Source organism: Marivirga tractuosa DSM 4126, assembly GCF_000183425.1.
Taxonomy (GTDB): Bacteria; Bacteroidota; Bacteroidia; order Cytophagales; family Cyclobacteriaceae; genus Marivirga; species Marivirga tractuosa.
Map to the genome: position 1 here is coordinate 3,119,972 of NC_014759.1, position 20,727 is coordinate 3,140,698.

General features: G+C 33.5%; 16 protein-coding genes. 4 read left to right on the plus strand and 12 right to left on the minus strand.

Annotated features, from left to right (window positions below):
- Nucleotides 1-6: 6 nt before the first annotated feature.
- On the minus strand, nt 7-921 hold the full coding sequence (locus FTRAC_RS13215; RefSeq protein ID WP_013454765.1) for a universal stress protein: 915 nt from the start codon (nt 919-921) through the stop codon (nt 7-9).
- A gap of 23 nt (nt 922-944) precedes the next feature.
- Entirely contained in the window at nt 945-2,828 is a 1,884-nt protein-coding gene (locus tag FTRAC_RS13220; protein ID WP_013454766.1) for a M1 family metallopeptidase, read from the minus strand.
- Between the two features lie 223 nt (nt 2,829-3,051).
- Here FTRAC_RS13220 and FTRAC_RS13225 point away from each other — a divergent pair, with 223 nt between their 5' ends.
- A complete protein-coding gene (locus tag FTRAC_RS13225; protein ID WP_185094406.1) occupies nt 3,052-3,417 on the plus strand; it encodes a DUF1987 domain-containing protein in 366 nt (121 codons plus the stop codon).
- A gap of 199 nt (nt 3,418-3,616) precedes the next feature.
- On the opposite strand, the gene FTRAC_RS13230 is transcribed toward FTRAC_RS13225, so the two are convergent.
- The 3 genes from FTRAC_RS13230 to atpD form a co-directional block, all read right to left on the minus strand.
- A complete protein-coding gene (locus tag FTRAC_RS13230; protein WP_013454768.1) occupies nt 3,617-4,831 on the minus strand; it encodes a pyridoxal phosphate-dependent decarboxylase family protein in 1,215 nt (404 codons plus the stop codon).
- 252 nt (nt 4,832-5,083) lie between these two features.
- Nucleotides 5,084-5,332 (minus strand): ATP synthase F1 subunit epsilon, encoded by a 249-nt coding sequence (gene atpC / locus FTRAC_RS13235; RefSeq protein WP_013454769.1) that lies wholly within the window; start codon nt 5,330-5,332, stop codon nt 5,084-5,086.
- Nucleotides 5,333-5,342: 10 nt separating this feature from the next.
- Nucleotides 5,343-6,851, minus strand: coding sequence for a F0F1 ATP synthase subunit beta (gene atpD, locus FTRAC_RS13240; protein ID WP_013454770.1), 1,509 nt, complete (start codon nt 6,849-6,851; stop codon nt 5,343-5,345).
- A gap of 258 nt (nt 6,852-7,109) precedes the next feature.
- On the opposite strand from atpD, the gene FTRAC_RS13245 reads away from it, so the two are divergent.
- Nucleotides 7,110-9,554, plus strand: coding sequence for a zinc-dependent metalloprotease (locus FTRAC_RS13245; protein WP_013454771.1), 2,445 nt, complete (start codon nt 7,110-7,112; stop codon nt 9,552-9,554).
- 569 nt (nt 9,555-10,123) lie between these two features.
- Here FTRAC_RS13245 and FTRAC_RS13250 read toward each other — a convergent pair.
- Nucleotides 10,124-11,347: a sensor histidine kinase gene (locus tag FTRAC_RS13250; RefSeq protein WP_013454772.1), complete on the minus strand. Its 1,224-nt coding sequence runs from the start codon at nt 11,345-11,347 to the stop codon at nt 10,124-10,126.
- Nucleotides 11,348-11,932: 585 nt separating this feature from the next.
- On the opposite strand from FTRAC_RS13250, the gene FTRAC_RS13255 reads away from it, so the two are divergent.
- A complete protein-coding gene (locus FTRAC_RS13255) occupies nt 11,933-12,619 on the plus strand; it encodes a DUF6962 family protein (protein WP_013454773.1) in 687 nt (228 codons plus the stop codon).
- Nucleotides 12,620-13,424: 805 nt separating this feature from the next.
- Here the strand turns inward: FTRAC_RS13255 and FTRAC_RS13260 are convergent.
- A complete protein-coding gene (locus FTRAC_RS13260; RefSeq protein WP_013454774.1) occupies nt 13,425-14,027 on the minus strand; it encodes a DUF3244 domain-containing protein in 603 nt (200 codons plus the stop codon).
- 165 nt (nt 14,028-14,192) lie between these two features.
- Between FTRAC_RS13260 and FTRAC_RS13265 the strand changes: the two genes are divergently transcribed.
- A complete protein-coding gene (locus tag FTRAC_RS13265) occupies nt 14,193-15,065 on the plus strand; it encodes an AraC family transcriptional regulator (RefSeq protein ID WP_013454775.1) in 873 nt (290 codons plus the stop codon).
- A 410-nt stretch (nt 15,066-15,475) separates the two neighbouring features.
- Here FTRAC_RS13265 and FTRAC_RS13270 read toward each other — a convergent pair whose 3' ends face one another.
- The 5 genes from FTRAC_RS13270 to FTRAC_RS13290 form a co-directional block, all read right to left on the minus strand.
- Entirely contained in the window at nt 15,476-16,561 is a 1,086-nt protein-coding gene (locus FTRAC_RS13270; protein ID WP_013454776.1) for a glycosyltransferase family 4 protein, read from the minus strand.
- On the minus strand, nt 16,542-17,627 hold the full coding sequence (locus FTRAC_RS20210; RefSeq protein WP_013454777.1) for an O-antigen ligase family protein: 1,086 nt from the start codon (nt 17,625-17,627) through the stop codon (nt 16,542-16,544). The genes FTRAC_RS13270 and FTRAC_RS20210 overlap by 20 nt, the downstream gene beginning before the upstream one ends.
- A gap of 93 nt (nt 17,628-17,720) precedes the next feature.
- The gene (locus FTRAC_RS13280; protein WP_013454778.1) at nt 17,721-18,545 is read right to left on the minus strand and encodes a glycosyltransferase; all 825 of its coding nucleotides are present in this window, start codon (nt 18,543-18,545) and stop codon (nt 17,721-17,723) included.
- A gap of 11 nt (nt 18,546-18,556) precedes the next feature.
- A complete protein-coding gene (locus FTRAC_RS13285; RefSeq protein WP_013454779.1) occupies nt 18,557-19,663 on the minus strand; it encodes a glycosyltransferase in 1,107 nt (368 codons plus the stop codon).
- Nucleotides 19,638-20,432 carry a hypothetical protein gene (locus tag FTRAC_RS13290; RefSeq protein ID WP_185094408.1) on the minus strand — a complete coding sequence of 265 codons (795 nt, stop codon included), beginning with the start codon at nt 20,430-20,432 and terminating at the stop codon, nt 19,638-19,640. Before FTRAC_RS13290 ends, FTRAC_RS13285 begins: the two co-directional genes overlap by 26 nt.
- Nucleotides 20,433-20,727 lie beyond the last annotated feature (295 nt).

Sequence of the window (20,727 nt, forward strand, 5' to 3'; positions counted from 1 at the left end):
TAGCAATTAAAGTTTAAGCAAAGCTTTCAAAAAGCCCATATTTTCGCCTTTTTCTTTTACAATCATCAAAGGAATCTCGCTGTCATAAATTACTACTTTTTCTGCTACGCTTCCTAGTAAAATAGAGGCTAGCCCAGTTCTTCCTTTTGAGCCCATAATAATCATGTCGGTATTTTGATTCGAAGCAAATCCAAATATTTTATCAGCTGGCGAATCATCATCATCTAATACATAATGACATTCTAAATCTGCCGGAAAGTCATTTCTTTTTATAAATTCATTGAAATCAGTTTTGGCATGCCCTTTCATAATCGTAGCAAATTCATCATAACTTTTGCCTGTTTTATGATAGCCGACAGGAACTCTAAATACATTTAAAAGAGACAAATCAATGTTTTTATCTTTAGTAATAGCTAAAGCTTCTTCTACAGCTAGTTTAGAATGCTTTGAGAAATCCACTGAGACTACTACTTTATCCAATTTAAAATTAAATCCTTCAGGCACCATCATAAGTGAAGTTTGGGCTACTTTGGCTATTTTATTAGGGACAATTCCTCCGCCTTTTAGTTTTCTCTTCCTACCCATCACCATCATGTCAACATCTTTGATGTTAACCCATTTTAAAATTTGTTCAGATGGATCTCCTTCTTTGATTTCAATTACTTTTTCACAATCATAGCTACTTTCCCAGGCTTTTTCTACCACTTTGTCTATTGAATCCGCAATAGATTCATCATTGGGCGCCATTAAATCAGGGTAATTTTTTCTTAAATCCTCAGGTAATTCTAAGTCTTTGGCGACATGGATAAAATACACTTTCTCACTTTTTAAAAATTTTGCTAAATGAGATGAATATTTAATTAATTGTTCATCCATTTCAGATAGATCAAGTGCAATTAAGAGTCGTTCTATTTTATACATTTCAATTCTATTTATTTAAAAATTCAGTCAGTTTCGTAATTTAATAATTTATCTAACGAAATGTAGCTGACATAGTGGTAATTTTCTCTTGCTTTTTTATAGATGTTTAATGCTATACTTTTACCAGTTTCAGTTTTAATAAGTTCACCATATATAGGCATTAAGAATTTTTTTCTCCCAGTATTGATTAGGAAGTTTTCCATTGCTTTATAGGCAGGGAGATAATCTTTCTTTATAGCTAGTAAAAACCATTCAGTTAATACTTCTGCATTACCACTATTGGTAAAATTGAATTTCTCATCTACAGCTCTTACTTCACTATATCCAATTGAATCTGGAAGTTGATGAAAAAAATGTAAGAATTCATGCGTGCTCCAATCTTGAGTTTTTAAAGTATCAATACTTTCAGTATTCAACCAATTTGCAATTGATTGCTCTACATTTCTGAATCTTTCAGAATTTGGTTTTGGTAAATCATCAGGAATTCCAGCACTATAAATCCAATTGGAGAATAAATCCTTTGGAAGCTCAATACCTTTTTTTGCAAATAGATTCTGCTCCATATACAAAAGAAATTGCTCAGTATTGATGCTTTGAAAGGCGTGCTCGTTGAAATATTGCTTTAAGAAAGTGTCGAAATTTTCTCTTCCAGTTAGCTCTTCGATTTTTCTTAAAAAGAAGTAGCCTTTGTCATATGCAATGGCGGCCATTCCCACATCTGGATTTCGCCCTTTTAAATCTAATTTCAAATGGGTGTCTTCGGCATTTTCATTGTCAATTAATTCTTGAGATTCCTCTTTTAATTCCTTTAAAGAAATAGAGGCTAACATTTCGGAATAATCCTTACTATAAAGTGCTTCCATAATGCGATATTCAAAATAAACCGTGAAGCCTTCATTCAACCAGAAATCATCCCAAGTGGCATTGGTCACCAAATTTCCTGACCAACTATGAGCAAGCTCATGAGCAATTAAAGAAACTAATGATTTATCGCCCGATAAAATCGTTGGGGTTGCAAAGGTTAAGCGAGGATTTTCCATTCCCCCAAAAGGAAAGCTCGGTGGTAAAACCAATACATCAAACTGTTCCCATCTATATTTTCCATAAAGCTCTTCAGCAGTTTCCAAGAATGATTGTAAATCTTCTAAATCTGCTATTGCTTTATCTAAAGTAGTTGATTCAGCGTAAATCCCAGTTTCATCACCAGTTTTATGATATTCCAAATCACCAACAGCTAAAGCCATCAAATATGCAGGAAGAGGTTGTTCCATCTTAAAGCTATAATTTCCTGTTGAATCGATTTTTTGCGGATTTTCAGCGCTCATTAAGGCTAAATTTCCTTGGGGCACTTTTACTTTAGCTTCATAAGTAAATCTTATGCCAGGTGAATCTTGGATGGGGATCCATGATCTACACAAAATAGCTTGAGATTGGGTGAATAGAAATGGAGAAGCTCCAGCAGTTTGTTGTGCATTTAACCATTGTAATGCCTCAGCACTTGGAGGTGTTTTATATTGAATACTGATTGTCTCCGTCTCTTTCGATAGTCGTATGTGCAGAGCTTGCCCAAGTATTTCATCTTTTTCTTTTAATTCAAAATTAGTGTCTTCATTTTCATTTAGCCATACCTTTTCAATATGCAAGTTTTTAGTGTCTAGGATTATTTTTGTGGCATTTGGTGCTTTACTAATATCATATTGAGCTATAGCTTGTATGGTTTTATTCTCAAAATTGATATCCGCTGTCCACTTGAGATGAGTAATTACAGCCTCTTTCGGTTTGGAAAAAGAATGTTGATCAATTTCCTGTAAATTTTTAGTGATTATTCTAGTTCTTTCCATTTCTTTATTTTCAGTACAAGAAAATAACCCTAATATTATAGAAAATAATAAAGCTGATTTTTTCATTTTTAGTGATTAAAACTCTAATTATAGAACTGTTATTTTAAAATATTAAAGCTGAGGCTAAATTAGTTAAATGAATTCATCCTACCTTAAAAGCAATTTATTATATTTAAATGGCACTGAAAAAAGTAGTGTTTAAAGTAAAAAAACTGATAACTATCGAAAACCACGATAAGATTTTGAAGTTAACGTAATTTGTTATCATATTTGATGCAGTATGTTTAGAATGTCAGGAACACATCAGAGACCCACAGTGGTCATCGATATAGAAAAAGGTTTTTTTGAAATCTCAGGATCCTCTATTCCTGAGAATCCAATGGATGTTTTCACACCAATATTTGATCATCTTAATCGATATATGGAAGACCCATGTCCGGTTACAGAATTACATTTCCGTTTAGATTACTTTAATACCAGTACTTCCAAGTTGATGCTGGATATGATTCACAAAATGGAATCCATCAAGGAGCAGAATGGTAAGGATGTAAAAATCAAATGGTTTTACAGAGAGGCAGATGATGATATGATGGAAATAGGAGAGGATTTCGCTAATCTTTGTAGATTGCCAATTGAAATTATTCCTTATAGTTAAAGAGCTCCCAAGCCCCCAGCCCCCTATAATCCCCCAAAGGGGGATGTGCGCACAGAATATAGTTTTGATGCAAGATATATGTCAGATTTTTCCAAAGTCTGACTAAAATACAGACTTGGTTGTAACTTTGTGCTCTTTGTGAAATCCTTAGTTGCTCTTTGTGGTTAAAAGAGAAAAGCCTAAGGCTTTCATTTGGATCTTAAACTTCCGTTAAAAATAGCTCCAATTTTTCTATAGTAACATGATCCATTACTACTATTTTATACCATTTTGGGCTTTTATGATTATCAGGAATCAAGCCGTATTTTTTACAAACTTCTGGTTTTAAATATGATGCTTTTATGGTTACAATATTAGCATCAGGATATCTGTAAAACTCAAAATTCTTATCTTTTAATGCTTTGCAAAGCCATTGGGTTCTATGATTCAAAACCAAGGTTTTCTCATACCATCCATTAGGGCCATAAGTCATTAAGATCATCCAGATGGCAATAGCATTAGCACTAGAACGTGATCCAATTAATGTGAAATCCTGTCCTTCTACATAACTGGCCTCTTGCGTATTTGCGAAATGCATCCAGTCTTTTCGGATTAAAAATATCCCTGTACCATACGGAGCTTGTAACATTTTATGTGCATCCAATGTCACTGAATTAACATGTGGATTACTAAAGTTTAAATCATTTTTAGACTTAGCAAATGGATAGAAAAATCCTCCATAAGCACCATCCACATGTAATTTGAATTCTAAATTTTGCTCTGTAAAATAATCAGTATAAATGCTTACATCATCCACGGAGCCAAACATGGTAGTCATCATATTAGCCATAATAATGAAGTACTTTTTCCCATCTGCTTGTGCTTGAGAGATAGTCTCTTCCAAGGCTTCTTTACTAATAGCACGATTATTTTCGTTAACCTTCACTTTGTAAAAGTCGATCTGCAAAACATTTGAAGCTTTTGCAGAGGAATAATGAGCATCTGATGAGCTGATAAGTGCTATTTCATTTAGGTGGGCTTTGTGCTTTTGCATGAAGTAATTTCTGTAAATCCACACAGCCTGCATATTAGCTTCTGTTCCTCCTGAAGCAACATAACCATCATAATCAGTGGTGCAGTGTAAAATGTCTTCTGCACAAATCTTAATCACTTCCTTTTCAAGTTCCTGAGTGCCCTTGAAAAAGCTTTCCGATTCGCCTAAGGTATGGCAGCCAATATGATTCGGATTATGAATTAAGGTAGATAAATAAGGAGCATCTTCTAAAAAAGGTGCATTTTGATAAAACACCTTGTCGTCCAGATGTGAAGCAGGTAAACCAATAATATTTTCAGTATAGTAATCTACATTTTCTGAAAGTGCAGAAAATATCCTTTGTCTGATCTCTATTTGAGATAGCTTTTTCCACTTTTGCATAATAAGAAATTTAATGAGTTTCTAAATTGGTCAGATTCCTCGTGCGGAGATCCTGGATATGAAATGTAAATGTAAGGAAAATGAAGTAATAAATAAACTCAAAACGGTTCGGTCAACTAAATAATAGAATACTGTGAAGGATACTTCATATGATTTATCAAAGGGATCTTAGCTTTAATGAAGATCAGAAATAAAAAAAGCCGATTCACTTCTAAGTAAATCGGCTTATTATTTTATAAATATTTAACTAAACTACTCCTCAATAACCTTTTCAGCCAGAACAGTAATATTATTATTTAATACTTCTACCACTCCACCATCAACTACAATAGTTGTGTTGTTTTTTCCATCAGAGAATTTTAAATCTCCCTTGTCCAATGAACTAATTAAAGGTGCGTGGTTATTCAAAACCTGAAAAGAACCATTGCTTCCCGGAAAAGTAGCAGAATCTACATTTCCTTTAAACACATTTTTTTCCGGTGTAATGATTTCTAAAAGCATGATTTTTATTTTAAGCTTCTGCTAACATTTTCTCTCCTGCCTCAATGGCTTCTTCAATTGTACCTTTCAAGTTGAAAGCTGCTTCAGGAAGGTGATCTAACTCTCCATCCATAATCATATTGAAACCTTTGATAGTATCTTTGATATCAACCAATACCCCTTTCAAACCAGTAAACTGCTCTGCAACGTGGAATGGCTGAGATAAGAATCTTTGTACTCTTCTTGCTCTATAAACTGTTTGTCTATCTTCTTCAGATAATTCATCCATACCTAAGATGGCGATGATATCTTGAAGTTCCTTATAACGCTGTAAAATCTCTTTGACTCTTTGTGCACAATCATAATGCTCATCACCAACAATACTTCTTTCCAAAATTCTAGAAGTTGAATCCAATGGATCCACCGCTGGATAGATACCTAACTCAGCAATCTTACGAGACAATACCGTGGTAGCATCCAAGTGAGAGAAAGTAGTTGCAGGAGCAGGGTCAGTTAAATCATCCGCAGGAACGTAAACCGCCTGAACGGAAGTAATGGAACCATTTTTAGTTGAAGTAATTCTTTCCTGCATGGCACCCATTTCAGTAGCCAAAGTAGGCTGATACCCTACAGCTGATGGCATCCTACCTAAAAGGGCTGATACCTCAGAACCTGCTTGAGTGAAACGGAAAATGTTATCAATAAAGAAAAGAATATCTTTCCCTGTCTCATTACTGTCTTTATCACCATCACGGTAATACTCAGCCAATGTCAAACCTGACAAAGCAACTCGAGCACGAGCACCTGGAGGCTCATTCATTTGACCAAAGACGAAAGTAGCTTTAGACTCTTTCAAAGCTTCTTTATCTACTTTCGAAAGATCCCATTTGCCTTCTTCCATAGAGTGCATGAATTCATCACCGTATTTTACAATACCTGATTCCAACATCTCTCTAAGCAAGTCATTACCTTCACGAGTTCTTTCACCCACACCAGCAAATACAGACAAACCACCGTGTCCTTTTGCAATATTATTAATCAACTCTTGAATCAATACGGTTTTACCGACACCGGCACCACCGAACAAACCAATTTTACCCCCTTTTGAGTAAGGCTCAATTAAGTCGATAACTTTAATTCCTGTATATAATACTTCTGAAGAAGTAGATAAATCTTCAAATCTTGGAGCATCTCTATGGATAGGTAATTTTGTTTTACCTTCTGGTTGGTCAATACCATCAATAGCATCACCAATTACATTAAATAACCTTCCTTTGATATCCTCACCAGTTGGCATTGAGATAGGTTGTTCAGTATCTACAACTTCCATACCTCTAGTCAAACCTTCAGTACCATCCATTGCGATGGTTCTTACCCTGTCCTCACCTAAATGTTGCTGACATTCCAGAACGATTACAGAACCGTCAGATTTTTTTACTGTAAATGCATCAAAGATGTTAGGTAATTTTGCGCCTTCTGCTTCAAAGCTCACATCCACTACCGGGCCAATTACTTGGGTAATCCTACCAATATTTGCCATGATTTAATAATTATAATAAAATAAAATTGCTCTATTCTTTCAGGGTGCAAAGCTAAGGTTTAATTCAATTATAACAAAGCATTTTTAGCTTTCGGTTGTGGTTCACATAGAAATTTTATCAACTAATGTCTACTGCTTATTGATGAATATACTTTTTCCATTAGTATCACCCATTTTTCCACTCATGGAAAAGAGAAAAAAATTATAAACATAATCAGCCTACGGTGTTAGATTAGCAGAAAATTAAATGTATATACAATGAAAAAAGTAATATTCAGTTTTGCATTAATGGCATTTATTGGTTTTTCTGCTACAGAAAGCCAAGCACAGCTATTTGGCAAAAAGAAAAAAGACGAAACCAAGAAGGAGAGTAGTCCAAAATCAAAGTATCAGCCCTATTCTAAGGTAATTACATCAGATGCAGAATCTGATGAGGGTTTGTTTACTTTCCATAAAGTAGATGATAAATACTATTTTGAAATTCCTCAAGAATTATTGGAAAGGGAAATTTTAATTGTTTCCAGGATTTCAGGTCATGTTAAAGGATTGAATTTTGGTGGTGCAGGAATGAAATCTCGTCCGCAGCAAGTAATACGATTCCAAAAGAAAGATAATCAATTGCTATTGCGCTCAGTATCGTACAATTCAGTGGCCAATGAGGAAGATCCAATTTATGAATCTGTAAAGAATAACAATTTTGAGCCTATTGTTCATACTTTCAAAATTGAAGCATTGGGTAAAGATTCTTCTTCTTATGTAATTGATGTAGAAGATTTCTTCACTTCTGATGTTCCAATGATTGGCGCTTTATATGACTACCAAAGAAAGGCCTTCAAAATCTCCACGGTGGATAAAGGCAGATCTGTAATCGTTCACGGCAAGGCATTTCCTGAAAATGTAGAGATCAGACACATTTTAACTTATAAAGGAAGCGAGATTCCTGATAACCAATTGACTGGAGCACTATCAATTGAAATGAATCAATCCATGATTTTGTTGCCTGAGGATCCGATGGTGCCTAGAAACTATGATGATAGAGTAGGGTACTTTTCTATTCGTCAATTAGATTATTCTAAAGATTCTCATAAAGCAGACGACAATCGTTTTATTACTCGATGGAAATTGGAGCCTTCAGACTGGGAAGCTTACAACAAAGGCGAGTTAGTTGAGCCTGTTAAGCCAATTGAATATTATATTGACCCTGCTACACCGCTTGAATGGCGAGAATTCATCAAAAAAGGTATCGAAGACTGGCAGCCTGCATTTGAAGCAGCGGGATTTAAAAATGCTATTGTGGCCAAAGATGCACCTACAAAAGAAGAGGATCCAGATTGGAGTCCTGAAGATATAAGATACTCAGTAATTCGCTATATCGCTACGGATATTCAAAATGCACAAGGACCACATGTTCACGACCCAAGGACTGGTGAAATTTTGGAGAGTGATATTTTATGGTACCATAATGTCATGAACTTATTGAGAAACTGGTATTTTATCCAAACTGCTGCGGTTAATCCAGAAGCACAAAAAGTTAAATTTGAAGAAGAATTGATGGGTGAATTAATCCGATTCGTTGCCGCACATGAAGTGGGTCATACCTTAGGTTTACCTCATAACATGGGCTCAAGTGTAGCCTATCCGATTGATTCCTTACGTTCTGCTAAATTCATGGAAACGCATGGTGTGGCTCCATCAATTATGGATTATGCCAGATTTAACTATGTAGCTCAGCCAGAAGATGAAGTTAAAAACTTTTTCCCTATGGTGGGAGAATATGATAAATGGGCAATTGAATATGGGTATAGAGCTATTCCAAATATTGACACTGCTGAAGAGGAAGAATCTATTTTAAATGGATGGATTTTGGAAAAAGCGGATGATCCAGTTTACCGTTATGGCCGTCAGCAACGTGGAGTAGTAGATCATACTGCCCAGACTGAAGACATTGGTGATGATTCTATGATTGCTTCTGCCTTAGGTATTAAAAACTTAAAGAGAATTGCAGAAAGATTAATCGAGTGGAGCTCGGAAGAAGGAGAAAATTATGATGAGCTTTCTGAACTTTATGGAAATGTAGTAGGTCAATATAATCGTTATATGGGTCATGTTACTGGAAATGTCGGGGGAATCAGCGAATACTATAAAACATCTAATCAAGAAGGTGCTATTTACACGCATGCTTCAAAAGACAAGCAAACAAGAGCTATCGCATTTTTAAATGAGCAATTATTTGAAACGCCTGAATGGTTGATTGATGCTGAGATTTTAGGGAGAATTGAATCTTCAGGAATTACAGATAGAATCAAGGCTTTGCAAACTAGAACACTTGGGAGTCTTTTTAGTGCTGATCGAGTAAAAAGAGTATTAGAAAATGAAGCTTTAAATGGAAATAACGCTTACAAGGCCACTCAAATGATGAGTGATTTGAGAACTGGCATTTTCTCAGAATTAAGAACTGGAAGAAGCATTGATACATACAGAAGAAACTTGCAAAAAGCTTTTGTTGAGCAATTGGGGGATTTAGTAAATATTGAAGATGATGATATTCGCACTACTGATATCCCATCACTTTCAAGAGGAAATTTGGTGACATTAAGAGCAGAAATCAATAGAGGATTAGCTAGACAAAGTGATCAAATGTCCCGATATCATTTACAAGATTTAGTAAGTAGAATTGATCAAATTTTAGATCCGAGAGGCTAAGATTTATTGAAAGATAGTTTAGTTTAGTTTTTTGCCTTTCGGTTATCATTAATCGGGAGGCATTTTTTTGTCAAGTGAATTAGATTTGAATAAGCAATTGACAGGTATATCTATCAGATGCCAAAGTCTTCAGTAATGCTATTAAGTTAGGCTTTGAAACCTCATTAAACAATCCTGAAAAATAACCAAGGTTATTTTCTTATGTGTTCTCTTTTCTCTTTGTGGTAGGAATTTGCTACAGGTGGTACTGATTAACAAGCCTTAGTTTTGAACCACAAAGGATCAAAAGAAAACAAAGGTTTTTCGCTTTAGCGAATAACTTGTAAATAGCAAATGCTTATCTTAATAATATTGAATCTGGTAGATCGAGAAAGCAATACCTATCTCATAATTGGATATCTGAAAATGATTTAATTTCTCACTTCCACTTTTAGGTGTTTTCACCTAAAACCTATGAAATGCTCTTTCAATCTATGCGATAAATTTTTGGTGAAAACACCAAATAAGGGGTGTAATGAACATATAGTTCAGTCCTTTTAATAACCGAAACCAGTATTTTTAAAAACCCTCTATTTTCTTAAGATAATCCTAAATGTAGTCCCTTTATTTAAGATAGATTCTTTAACTGAAATTTTACCATTATGGTAATTCTCAATAATTCTTTTTGCTAGAGTTAAGCCCAATCCCCAACCTCGTTTTTTGGTGGAGAAACCTGGCTGGAAAATTTCCTTGATTTTACTTGAAGGAATTCCTTTTCCAGTATCTTTTACATCAATCAAAGCATCACCATATTTACCTTCCTTTAGAGTGATGGTGATTTCACCTTCACCACTCATGGCATCAATCGCATTTTTACATAAATTTTCAATTACCCAATCGAAAAGTGGTTTGTTAATATCTGCTGTAATTAAATCATCTTTGCACTCGAAATAGAGATTCACCTTTTTAGATGTTCTTTTCTTGAGGTAATTAACGGTTTGTTCTATGATTTTAGAAATATTTTCCTCCTTTAAAACTGGAACGGAACCAATACTTGAAAATCTTGAGGTAATCAATTCCAGTTTGCTAATGTCCTTTTCCAACTCAGTGACCACTTCTTTATCCTTAATATCATCATCAATTTTCATGATTTCCAGCCAAGCCATTAAAGAAGACAATGGTGTACCCAATTGATGTGCAGTTTCTTTTGCTAGTCCCACCCAAACTTGGTTTTGTTCCGCTTTTCGGGAGTAGGAGAAGGAAACATATCCAAAAAATACAAAAGCGGCAATTACAGAAAGTTGAATATAAGGGTAATAGCGTAGTCTGTAGATCAAATCAGAATTTCGATAATAGATATATTGATAATCGCTAGGATCATTTGATCCCGTCCATGAAATGGTAATGGGCTCATATTCCTGCTCCATAATTTTGAGCTCCTTCTTTAATATTTTCTTTCGCTCTTCTTCATCATGCTTACTGCTGTCAATATCAATGTTTCTGTAAATGCTTGGATTGCCATCTGCATCTACCACAATCACAGGAATGGAGTTATTTGGCGTCACGATTTCTTGGAAAATGAAAATGAGGTTTTCGCTATTGTCCGGATCGCTGGTATATTCCTGTGTTTTGGCAAAAAGCTCAATATATCTCTCTTCCCTTTCTTTTAGCTCTTCCACAATGCTATTGGTATAAAGAACGGAAGCGATACCAATAATAAGTGAAAAAGCTAAGGCAATCCATTTTAAAGCAGCTTTGCTTTGGTAAATGGATGCAGCATTGCCCATAAAAGGATTTTCAGAAGGAGTTACCATTGATATTTTTCGAGCAAATTATAAAAGTTTAAGTGATAACGGAAAAAATGAACCTTATTACTTAAATAAAATAAAATATATTTAGCACCAGAAATAGAGCCAGAGCACTTTGCATCTGTGCAAATAGATTTCAAAAAAGCTGAAAATTTACTAACCATAAATGAGAAAAAAGAAAACAAAAGGTAGCCAAAGGCTACTCTTTATTTAACCACCAAGTTGCACAGAGGCTTTCACAAAGATTCACAAAAATACTAGACTTTCACTTTGTGTGACTTTGTGAAATTCTTTGAGAATCGCTTATGCTTAGTTATTAAAAATAATAAACTGTGCTTATGTAAGACATTGCAAATGTCGAACATTAATCAGTTCGATTATCGCAATTTTTTTTAAAAATTTCTAAGAGTGCCAATATAGTGTCTGAAATAGAATAATTCTCTTAGTGAAGCTCTGAGTTTAACTTAGTGAATCTCCCGACTTTCAGTACGGGACAGGTTCTGTGGTCAAAAAGAAAACAGCCATGGGTGTACTTATTTCTCTTTCGGTATTTGAAAGTAACCATTTTATGACTTTTTCGATACATAGTACATGGAAAATATTGTGCAAATTGAATTATGGGGTATCAGAATAGATGAACCTATTGTTACCCTTACCGATCTTCTTGTTAGCTTTCTTTGTTTCCTATATTTTTATAAAATGGTGAAATCTCCACAGCAAGGGAAAGTTTTCACTTATTTCAAGTATTATTTTTTGGTTATGGGGTTGGCTACCACTTTTGGAGGCATAATAGGCCATGCATTTTACTATGAGTTTAGTAAAGCCTGGAAATTGGTGGGTTGGATTATTAGCATGTTTGCCATTATGCTCATTGAGAGAGGAGCTATAGAGCATACTCGCATCGTATTAAATAAAAAGTATGTTAAAGCTTTAGGGATAATCAACATAGTAGAGTTTTTGATTTTCCTTGGATTGGTCTTCTATACTTTAGACTTTTTTTACGTTCAGCTCCACTCTGGCTACGGTTTAATGTTTGTGGTTTTCACAATTGAAACGCTTTTATTTTATAAGACTAAAAATGAAGCGACTAAATACATTATGGCAGGAATTGGGTTTGCTGCACTTTCAGCTTTGGTTTTCGCTACAGAATTCAGTATCCACCGATGGTTTAATTATTTGTCTTTAAGTCATGTAATGATGGCAATTGCTACGGTTTACATTTATGGTGGCGTAAAGCGAATCAAAGTAAATGAAGGGAAGGTAAAAGAAAAGGTTTAATTCTATTTCAAATTAATATTTAAGAGGCAAATATTAAAAATAAACAAGCCAAAGGCTTGAGGTGACTCTCGCAAAGGCGCTAACCTGTCTGGCGGCAGACAGGGGCGAAAAGACCTTGCAACGTAAGAAAATAAGCCCCTCTGTCCTTCGGACATCTCCCCTAAAATAGGGGAGCAGCAGAGCGTGCTAAAAATTAGCAGATTGCCTAAGAAAAGAAACTTAACCTTAAAAAATAGATAAAATACGCAATTTCAGATATATATAGGATCTATTTGCTCGAAGTAACTCTCTTTTTATTAAGTCCACATCCTTTATCCTTCTCTTGTTGGAGAAGGAAAATTACTCAGCTACCCCTATAATTTAATCTTTCACTACTTCTCCTACAACTACTCCCCCTTAAATGTGTTTTCACCTTCAAGTTTCTGGGAGATTGAATGCTAAAGTTTGGGTGAAAACACCCAAACGAGGGAGTGAGTGCTAAATAAGTTTAGGTAAAGCGATTTTAGGAAACGAATTGTATTCAACTTTTTCTTGGTTTTCTTTCTACAAACAGGGGATAGGACTTATACAGATGGAAACATAATTACTGTTTATTTGGTAGGTAAGTAGTTACAAATAATCTTGATTATTTTTATTTGTTCTCCTTTCCCGATGAATACGGGACAAGTTGTGAAAGCCTCTGTGCAACTTAGTGGTTAAATTTAAAGTAGCCTTTGGCTACTATTTAAAATTCCGTGGTTACAAAAAAAGCCCATCACTCTCCAGTGACAGGCCCTACTATGGAAACGACTAATTGAATACTATTTTATAAAGCGATACTATGTTTAAAGTTCCTATCGCCAGATTGAACCATTATCTGATATTCGCCTTTATCCAAAGAAGAAATATCAAATCTCTTTTCAATACCTGATTGACTTCCTAAATCTTCCTTATAAATCACATTTCCTTTAGAATTAGTGATTAAAACAGAAGTTTTATTGCTATTAATGTTCAGATAATTGAAATCCACAATTCCATTTTGCTTTAGTTTCACAAATGGCTTGTGAATGGTATTAAATTGATTTTCTGCTACTGTAACAGAGTCCCAAGTGATAGTAATGGGTAATACTTCAATATTTAAAGCATTTTCCAGTTCGATACTATAACGACCAGATTCTAAATGTCTCAAGTCGAAATTTTTCAAAATACCATTTACGTTTTCAACTGTTTCAGTGTATAACACTTGACCAAATTGATTTTTTATCCTAATATTGGTCAAATCAGACTCGGCTGATCCTACCCTTAATGTGATCATTTTGTTTTCCTTGCTTGTCAATTTCACAAATGGGAAACCATCTGCAAAGCTCAATAATGGTAGTAAAACCAATACTGCGGTTACAACCGATTTTTGAATTTTTAAATTGTTCATAAGCTTTTTCTTTTAAGTACATTACAAATGTAGGGCGGATATTTGCCACTAACTATGTGAAGATTTTCCAATTGTAATACTATTTTAACATGCCGATGTTATTTAAATGTTAAGAAGAGGTAATATGCAATAACAAAATTAAGTCTCAATCGTTTTAAAGCTATTATGCAATTTTATAAGCCTACACTCGAGCAAATAGAACCCAGCTTCGGAAGCTCAGTTCTCATCAAAAAATTTGAGCAATCAAGACCCAATAAAGAGCCATTTTGGCATTTTCATCCCGAAATTGAATTGGTTTTCGTGCGAGGAGGGAATGGAAAAAGACATATAGGCAATCATATTTCCTATTATCAAGATGGCGATTTAATGTTGATTGGATCTAATTTGCCTCATTACGGCTTTACAGATCGATTAACAGGAAATGAATCAGAAACCATCATTCAAATGAAAGAAGATTTTCCTGGACCAGTATTTTTAAATTTACCGGAGATACAGCCCATCAAACAATTAATAGAGAATGCAAAGCTTGGAATAGTCTTTACTGGGGAAACCAAAAAGAAGATAGGTGATGAAATAGAAAAACTCGTGGACAAGCCGCCTTTTGACAGGCTTATTGGTTTGATTTCTATTTTAAAGGAGCTTTCAGAAGTAAAGGATTATTATTTATTGAATTCAGAAGCCGTTTCCATTGAAGCAAAAGCAGTGGATCAGCAGCGAGTAAATTTAATTTATGATTATGTCCGAGATAATTTTAAAAGAAATATCTCATTAGAGGAAATTTCAGCAGAAGCTGCCATGACTGTACCTGCTTTTTGCCGCTATTTCAAGAAGATATCGAATAAAACCTTTACACATTTCGTGAATGAACATAGAGTAGTGCATGCTTCAAAGTTATTATCAGAAGGTAATCTGAACATCACAGATATTTGCTATGCCTGTGGATTCAATAATATTTCCCATTTCAACAGACAATTCAAAGAAATCACAGGTAAAAGCCCATCGGATTATAGGAAGGCGATTAGGAGGGTTGTCAGGTGATGATGTATTTAGGTTTTGAGGTGTTGAAGTTCAGAAAACTCTGATGGAAATACATTGAAAACTAGGGTTGATCGAAATAAGGTAGAACTTTACCTGTTACCAGCCAATAGCTGTTAAGCCTCTGGATGAGAACTGAACTTCATAAGAGATAACTAGGTAATTGCAATATTAGAGCATGGTGAAAATAATTGTATTTTTCTACTGATTTAAATCTGTGCGACTGTCCCCTTGAGGGGACTTCAGGTGTGTTACTAGAATGGTTTAAAGTGATTTAGTCAGAAGAAAAGGAATCTAGTTTTTTATGCCCAACTACTTTTGTTTTTAAGTATGAAGCTTCAGGAGAACTGAACTTAAAACCTACAACTTAATACTTAAAACTATCTCACTACTCACTACTCACTACTGCGAAGCTAATCCCTTCTAAAATTCTTAACCACCTCTTTTTTCTTTCTTCTGATATTAGCTTTCAGAATTTCATCTAGCATTAAGCTTAATAAAATACATAAGCCTATAATTAGAGGAACTAAAATATTATCACCCAAAAAATCTAAAGCCAAAGCCGTGCAGATAATGGCAATATTGGTGGCTATCATAATTAGAGTAGTCCCTGAATGACTGAAGCCTAGACGCATAAGAATATGATGCAAATGGGTTTTATCTGGTGAAAAAGGAGATTTCTTTTTCATAGCCCTGGAGATAAAAACTCGGAGCGTATCAAACAATGGTATAATTATAACTGAAATTCCCACTGCAACAGAAGATGTCAATTTGAAAGGAGTCTCTTCGGGTAAATAATGATTATAATCGATGAATTTAACGGTAATTACTGCTAATGCAAAACCTATCAATAAGGCTCCAGTATCACCCATAAAAATCCGGGAAGGTTCCCAGTTGAAATTTAAAAAAGCTATCAATGCTCCAATAAAACCAAAGCAGACCATAGAATAGTAGGTTTGACCCACTAAAAAGAAATATATACCGAAAAAGAAAAAAGCTATAATTCCTATACTACTGGCAAGCCCATCCAACCCATCTATCAGATTATAGGAATTGGTAATTACGATTAAAGTGAAGAGTGTTAAAACTATACTGATGATATAGGGCACCTCTTCAATAGATAATAATCCGTAAAAAGATTTTAAGGTGATATCCATTAAGAAGATAACCATAAAGGAGGCTAAGAACTGTGCTCCTAACTTTACAATAGGTCGAACGGGCACTAAATCATCCCTTAAACCCACCATAAACATTATACCCATAGCGCCATAGAAAAATTTAAAACGTTGTAAACCAACAAGTGGCATAAAAATTAATAAGGCTATCATTACACCAATAAAAATGGCTATCCCACCCATACTAGGCGTGTCACCGGTATGAATTTTTCTTCCACCAGGCTTATCCATGATATTACGCTTTTTAAAAAAGCCAATCACTAATGGTGTAACCAAAAAGGTTAGAATAAATGAAGTAATTAAACTAGCTAGGGTTTGAGGCATTATCTATTCTTTTTAAATCTAAAGATAAACATATATTAATCATTAATGAAAAATACAAAACTCCTTTTTGTGCTGATAAAAGATTTTCAAAAAAAGAAAATATAAAAAAGTTCAATACTATAGAAAATATGAACATATGCATAGGCGATTTCTTGGAAAACTTACTTCTATTGGACTTATAGCTTCTAATAAATGGAATCAAGAAAGTTATAAAACCGAGAATACCCGTCACTGATAGGATGTGAAGAAAAAGGTTATGTGAATTATACCCGAACTGTATGCCTGCTCCATAACCTATTTTCTCATACGAAAGAATTATCTCGCTACTAATTTCATGTATTCCAACTCCAAGAATTGGGTTGTCAAGAAAAATTACCAACGCAGTGTGCCACTGGTATATTTTACCTGAAATATAGTCAAAACTTAAAAAACGTTCGTTGAAGAAAATAAACGATGAAACCAAAATCAGAAAAAGAGCTATAACAAGTATATTTGCTTTGGTCATTTTTGGACCACGTATGACTACCAATAGTATTAATAAGACTACAATTGATAAGATTACTGTTTTGGATTTCAACATTAATAGGGGAACCATTAATATGATATAAGTATAGTTTTTTCTAACAATTAATTGAAAAAAAATCACATGTACTATGTACAAGGATAAATATCCAGGATGAATCCTCCCTATAAAAATTGTGATTAGATCTCTATGAAGCCAATAGTCATTTCCGCTTTCCAAAAAGTAGAAATACAATGAACTAGAAAGAAATAAAAGGCAAACAAGAAAAATAACGTGTGAGAAAATTTGATTGATTTTATAAAGAATAAACTCTTTGTTAGAATTATTCAATGGAATAAAAGTAAACCACATAAAAAACAAAGCCGCCTTAGTTTCTAGCTGAGCATCCCATACAATAGTGGAGTTGACTATTAAACTTAATACTACGACTACGTAGAACAGCGAAAAAGATGAGAAAAAATCCTTTCTCAATTTTTTTCTTGTAATACTTCTCTTTTTAAATATTATACTCATAATTGATAATACAATCAACAAGACCACCATGTAATTAGTCCGAAGATTGTAAAATGGGAGTAGAGTCAAGCTTAAGTAATAAACCTGAAAAAAAAGATCTTTAGTAAGAATTTTAAAGTTCACTTAGCGAAATTTATTATAAGCAATCCGTTTCAGGAAAGATGGAAGAAAGGCGTAAACATAAATCAAAAATGCGATTAAGTAGTTAAAGGCTGATAAATCCAACTCCCTAATTGCCTTTCTTCGAAGAAGAAACAAATTTTTTGCTCTTGTCTTACTCGATCTCCTGCCACTAAAAAAGCTTTCATCGATTCTATGATAAATTATTTTATTTGGCAAATTATTAAAAATACAATTATTTTTCAGAGCTCTAAACCATAATTCATAATCCTGTCCTTGTCTAAAATGTTCTGAATAGTATCCCGCCTTTTTGAAGAAATCAGTACGTGCCATCACAGCTGGATGAATTAATGGACTTCTAAAAATAAATTGCCTTTTAAGTTTATCGTGTTTTAAGGGTAAAGATAAATCACCTATTATGTTACCTTCATCAGAAATCGTTTTTGCTTGCCCTCCAATTATATCAACATGATTATTTGACTTTAAAAAATCAACTTGTAACTGGAATCTATTCAAAAAGCTAATATCATCGGAATCCATCCGCGCTACAAGGTCATAATTATTTTCGATTGCGTAATTAATTCCTTCATTTAACCTATGAGGTAACCCTCTATTAATTAGGTTACTATTAATGATTATCCTTTTATCCCCAATATATTTTCTTAGATAATCTTCTATTGACTTATCTATTGCACCATCTATATTTAGAAAAATGGTAAAGTTAGGATACGTCTGATTTAAAATACTTTCTAAAGCTTTAGAAAAATACTTCTCCTTATCATTCTTATATAAACAAATTAAAACTAATACTCTGTTGCTTTCAGCCATACAATCATAAATTAACTTTTATAAAGTTCACTGTACTGTCTTGAATTTTCTACTGCGGAAAATCTATTTGAAATTGATTCAGAGATAAGAACTTTGTTTACGGAATATTTAAAGGCCTCATTTAATTGCTTACATAAAGACTTCATGTCCCCTTCCTCAAAAATAAACCTTTCATTTTCAGGAAGTTCCTGTGCAATTTCAAGGTGAGGGGGAATGTTACTTAATATAAGTCTGAGACCACAAGCACCCGCTTCCAATACAGTATTTGGAAGCCCTTCCAATCTCGATGCAGAAATAAACATGTCAGAGGCTTTTAAATATTCGGAAACATTATCAATTCTTCCTGTGAAATGAATGTTTTCATTATGCTTTCTTGCTTTACCTTTGAGTTTGTTAAGCTCACTTCCTGTACCAACAAAAATTAAAGAGATTTTTTCTTTTTCACAACTAAAACTTATGAAAGAATCCAAAATAAGCTCAGGATTTTTTTGATATTCAAGATGTCCAACACTTATTAAATAAGTGTGGTTTTCTTTTAAATTAAGCTCTTTCCTTAACTCATCTTTATTGGATGGATAATTATTTGAAGTATCAACCCCGTTTTGAATATAGGTGATATTTTTATAATCATTTCGATCAAATTGATCAAATAAATTCTTAGAACAACAAACCGTATAATCTAATCTTCTTAAGGCAAAATTATGAATTATACTTGACATATTTCCCACTAGTCTACCGTACTTAAATGAATAGTCAATATTTGGATTAGTCCGTAATGTAGCGATCGATTTAATGTTTTTCTTTGAAATAAGTGAAGGAATTAGCAAATTCAACAAGTCACCTCGTATGCCTTGAGAATGAATGCAATCTATATTCTTTGACTTAATCAAAGGGATAAGTTTAGGTAATACCAAAAAAGGAAATAAAACCCTTGACAACCTTAACTGTATTATCTCTAAATCTTTAATACTTTGAAATTTTTTTAAATCAGAATATTCAGGTTCATGAGACAATGTAAACAACACCTTTTCATAGCTTGAACAATTATTTAAAATATTAAATAGCTGGTTTGTCGGGCCTCCTTTCTTCAAACTAGAAACTATATAAGCTATTCTCATTGTTCTTGTATTGCGTGGTTATAATAAATAATAGTACGAATGGAATATAAAGCAAATTAGTGAATACGAATGACGTTATTGTATTTAAAAATAGAAATACTATAACTGCTAAGGCATTTAAGGTAAATTTATTTTTAATAATTAGCCAAACAAATGGCAAGTACCACAAAGTTAATCCAATAATTCCAAATTGATAAATTCTCATTACAATTTCTGAATCAACATACTGTTTAAAATAATATATAGAGTATCCTCCAAACAATAGCTTTGGAAAATCTAAATTGAACAAATCGGTATACTTCATAAATCGGTGTGAAAAGCTGTGCGTGCTGCCAATTTCACCGTTTATAATTTTATCAATAGTATATTGAAAAAACTCTATATATTCATAAGCTACTAAACTTGCAATAACTAAAATAAAAGGGCTAACTGAAATAAAAATTAATTGGGACTTTGTAATGTACCTAGAGTGAAAAAATTTAGTTACTTCGTACAATAAACTTGCAATAAGTACCATTCTTGCTCCGGAAACTAAAATTATTAGATAAGTAATGACTTTCACATAAAATTTCTTTTCAACTCTAAAAATACTTTCCCCAACAATAAAAATTATAAAAGCAAGCTTTATTGGGTTTCCAATTATCCCAATGGGTCGCATCATTAAATATTTGTAGTGGAGCGAATCAGCTCCAGAAACAGAAATACTGAGCGATTTATACAGATTTTCGAATATCTGATTTGTACTTAAAACATCGAAATATTGAAACATTACAGCTATGAAATTTATAAATAAAAAAATTTTAAGGTGTTTTATTAATAGCCTCCTATAGCTTTTAAAAAGATGATTAAGTGTATAAAAAGAAAATAAAATATAGACAGGAATAAATAAAAAGAAAATATCCTTAAAGCCAAATAGCATATTGAAAACGATTACCAACAATTGATATAATAGAAAAGGTAACCAAAGGAGAAGAAAAATTATTTCTTCTTTTTTGACGTTTTTTGTAGACAGAAACAAAAGTGTTACCACTAAAATGGACATCAGGAAATCTAGCTTTAAAGGG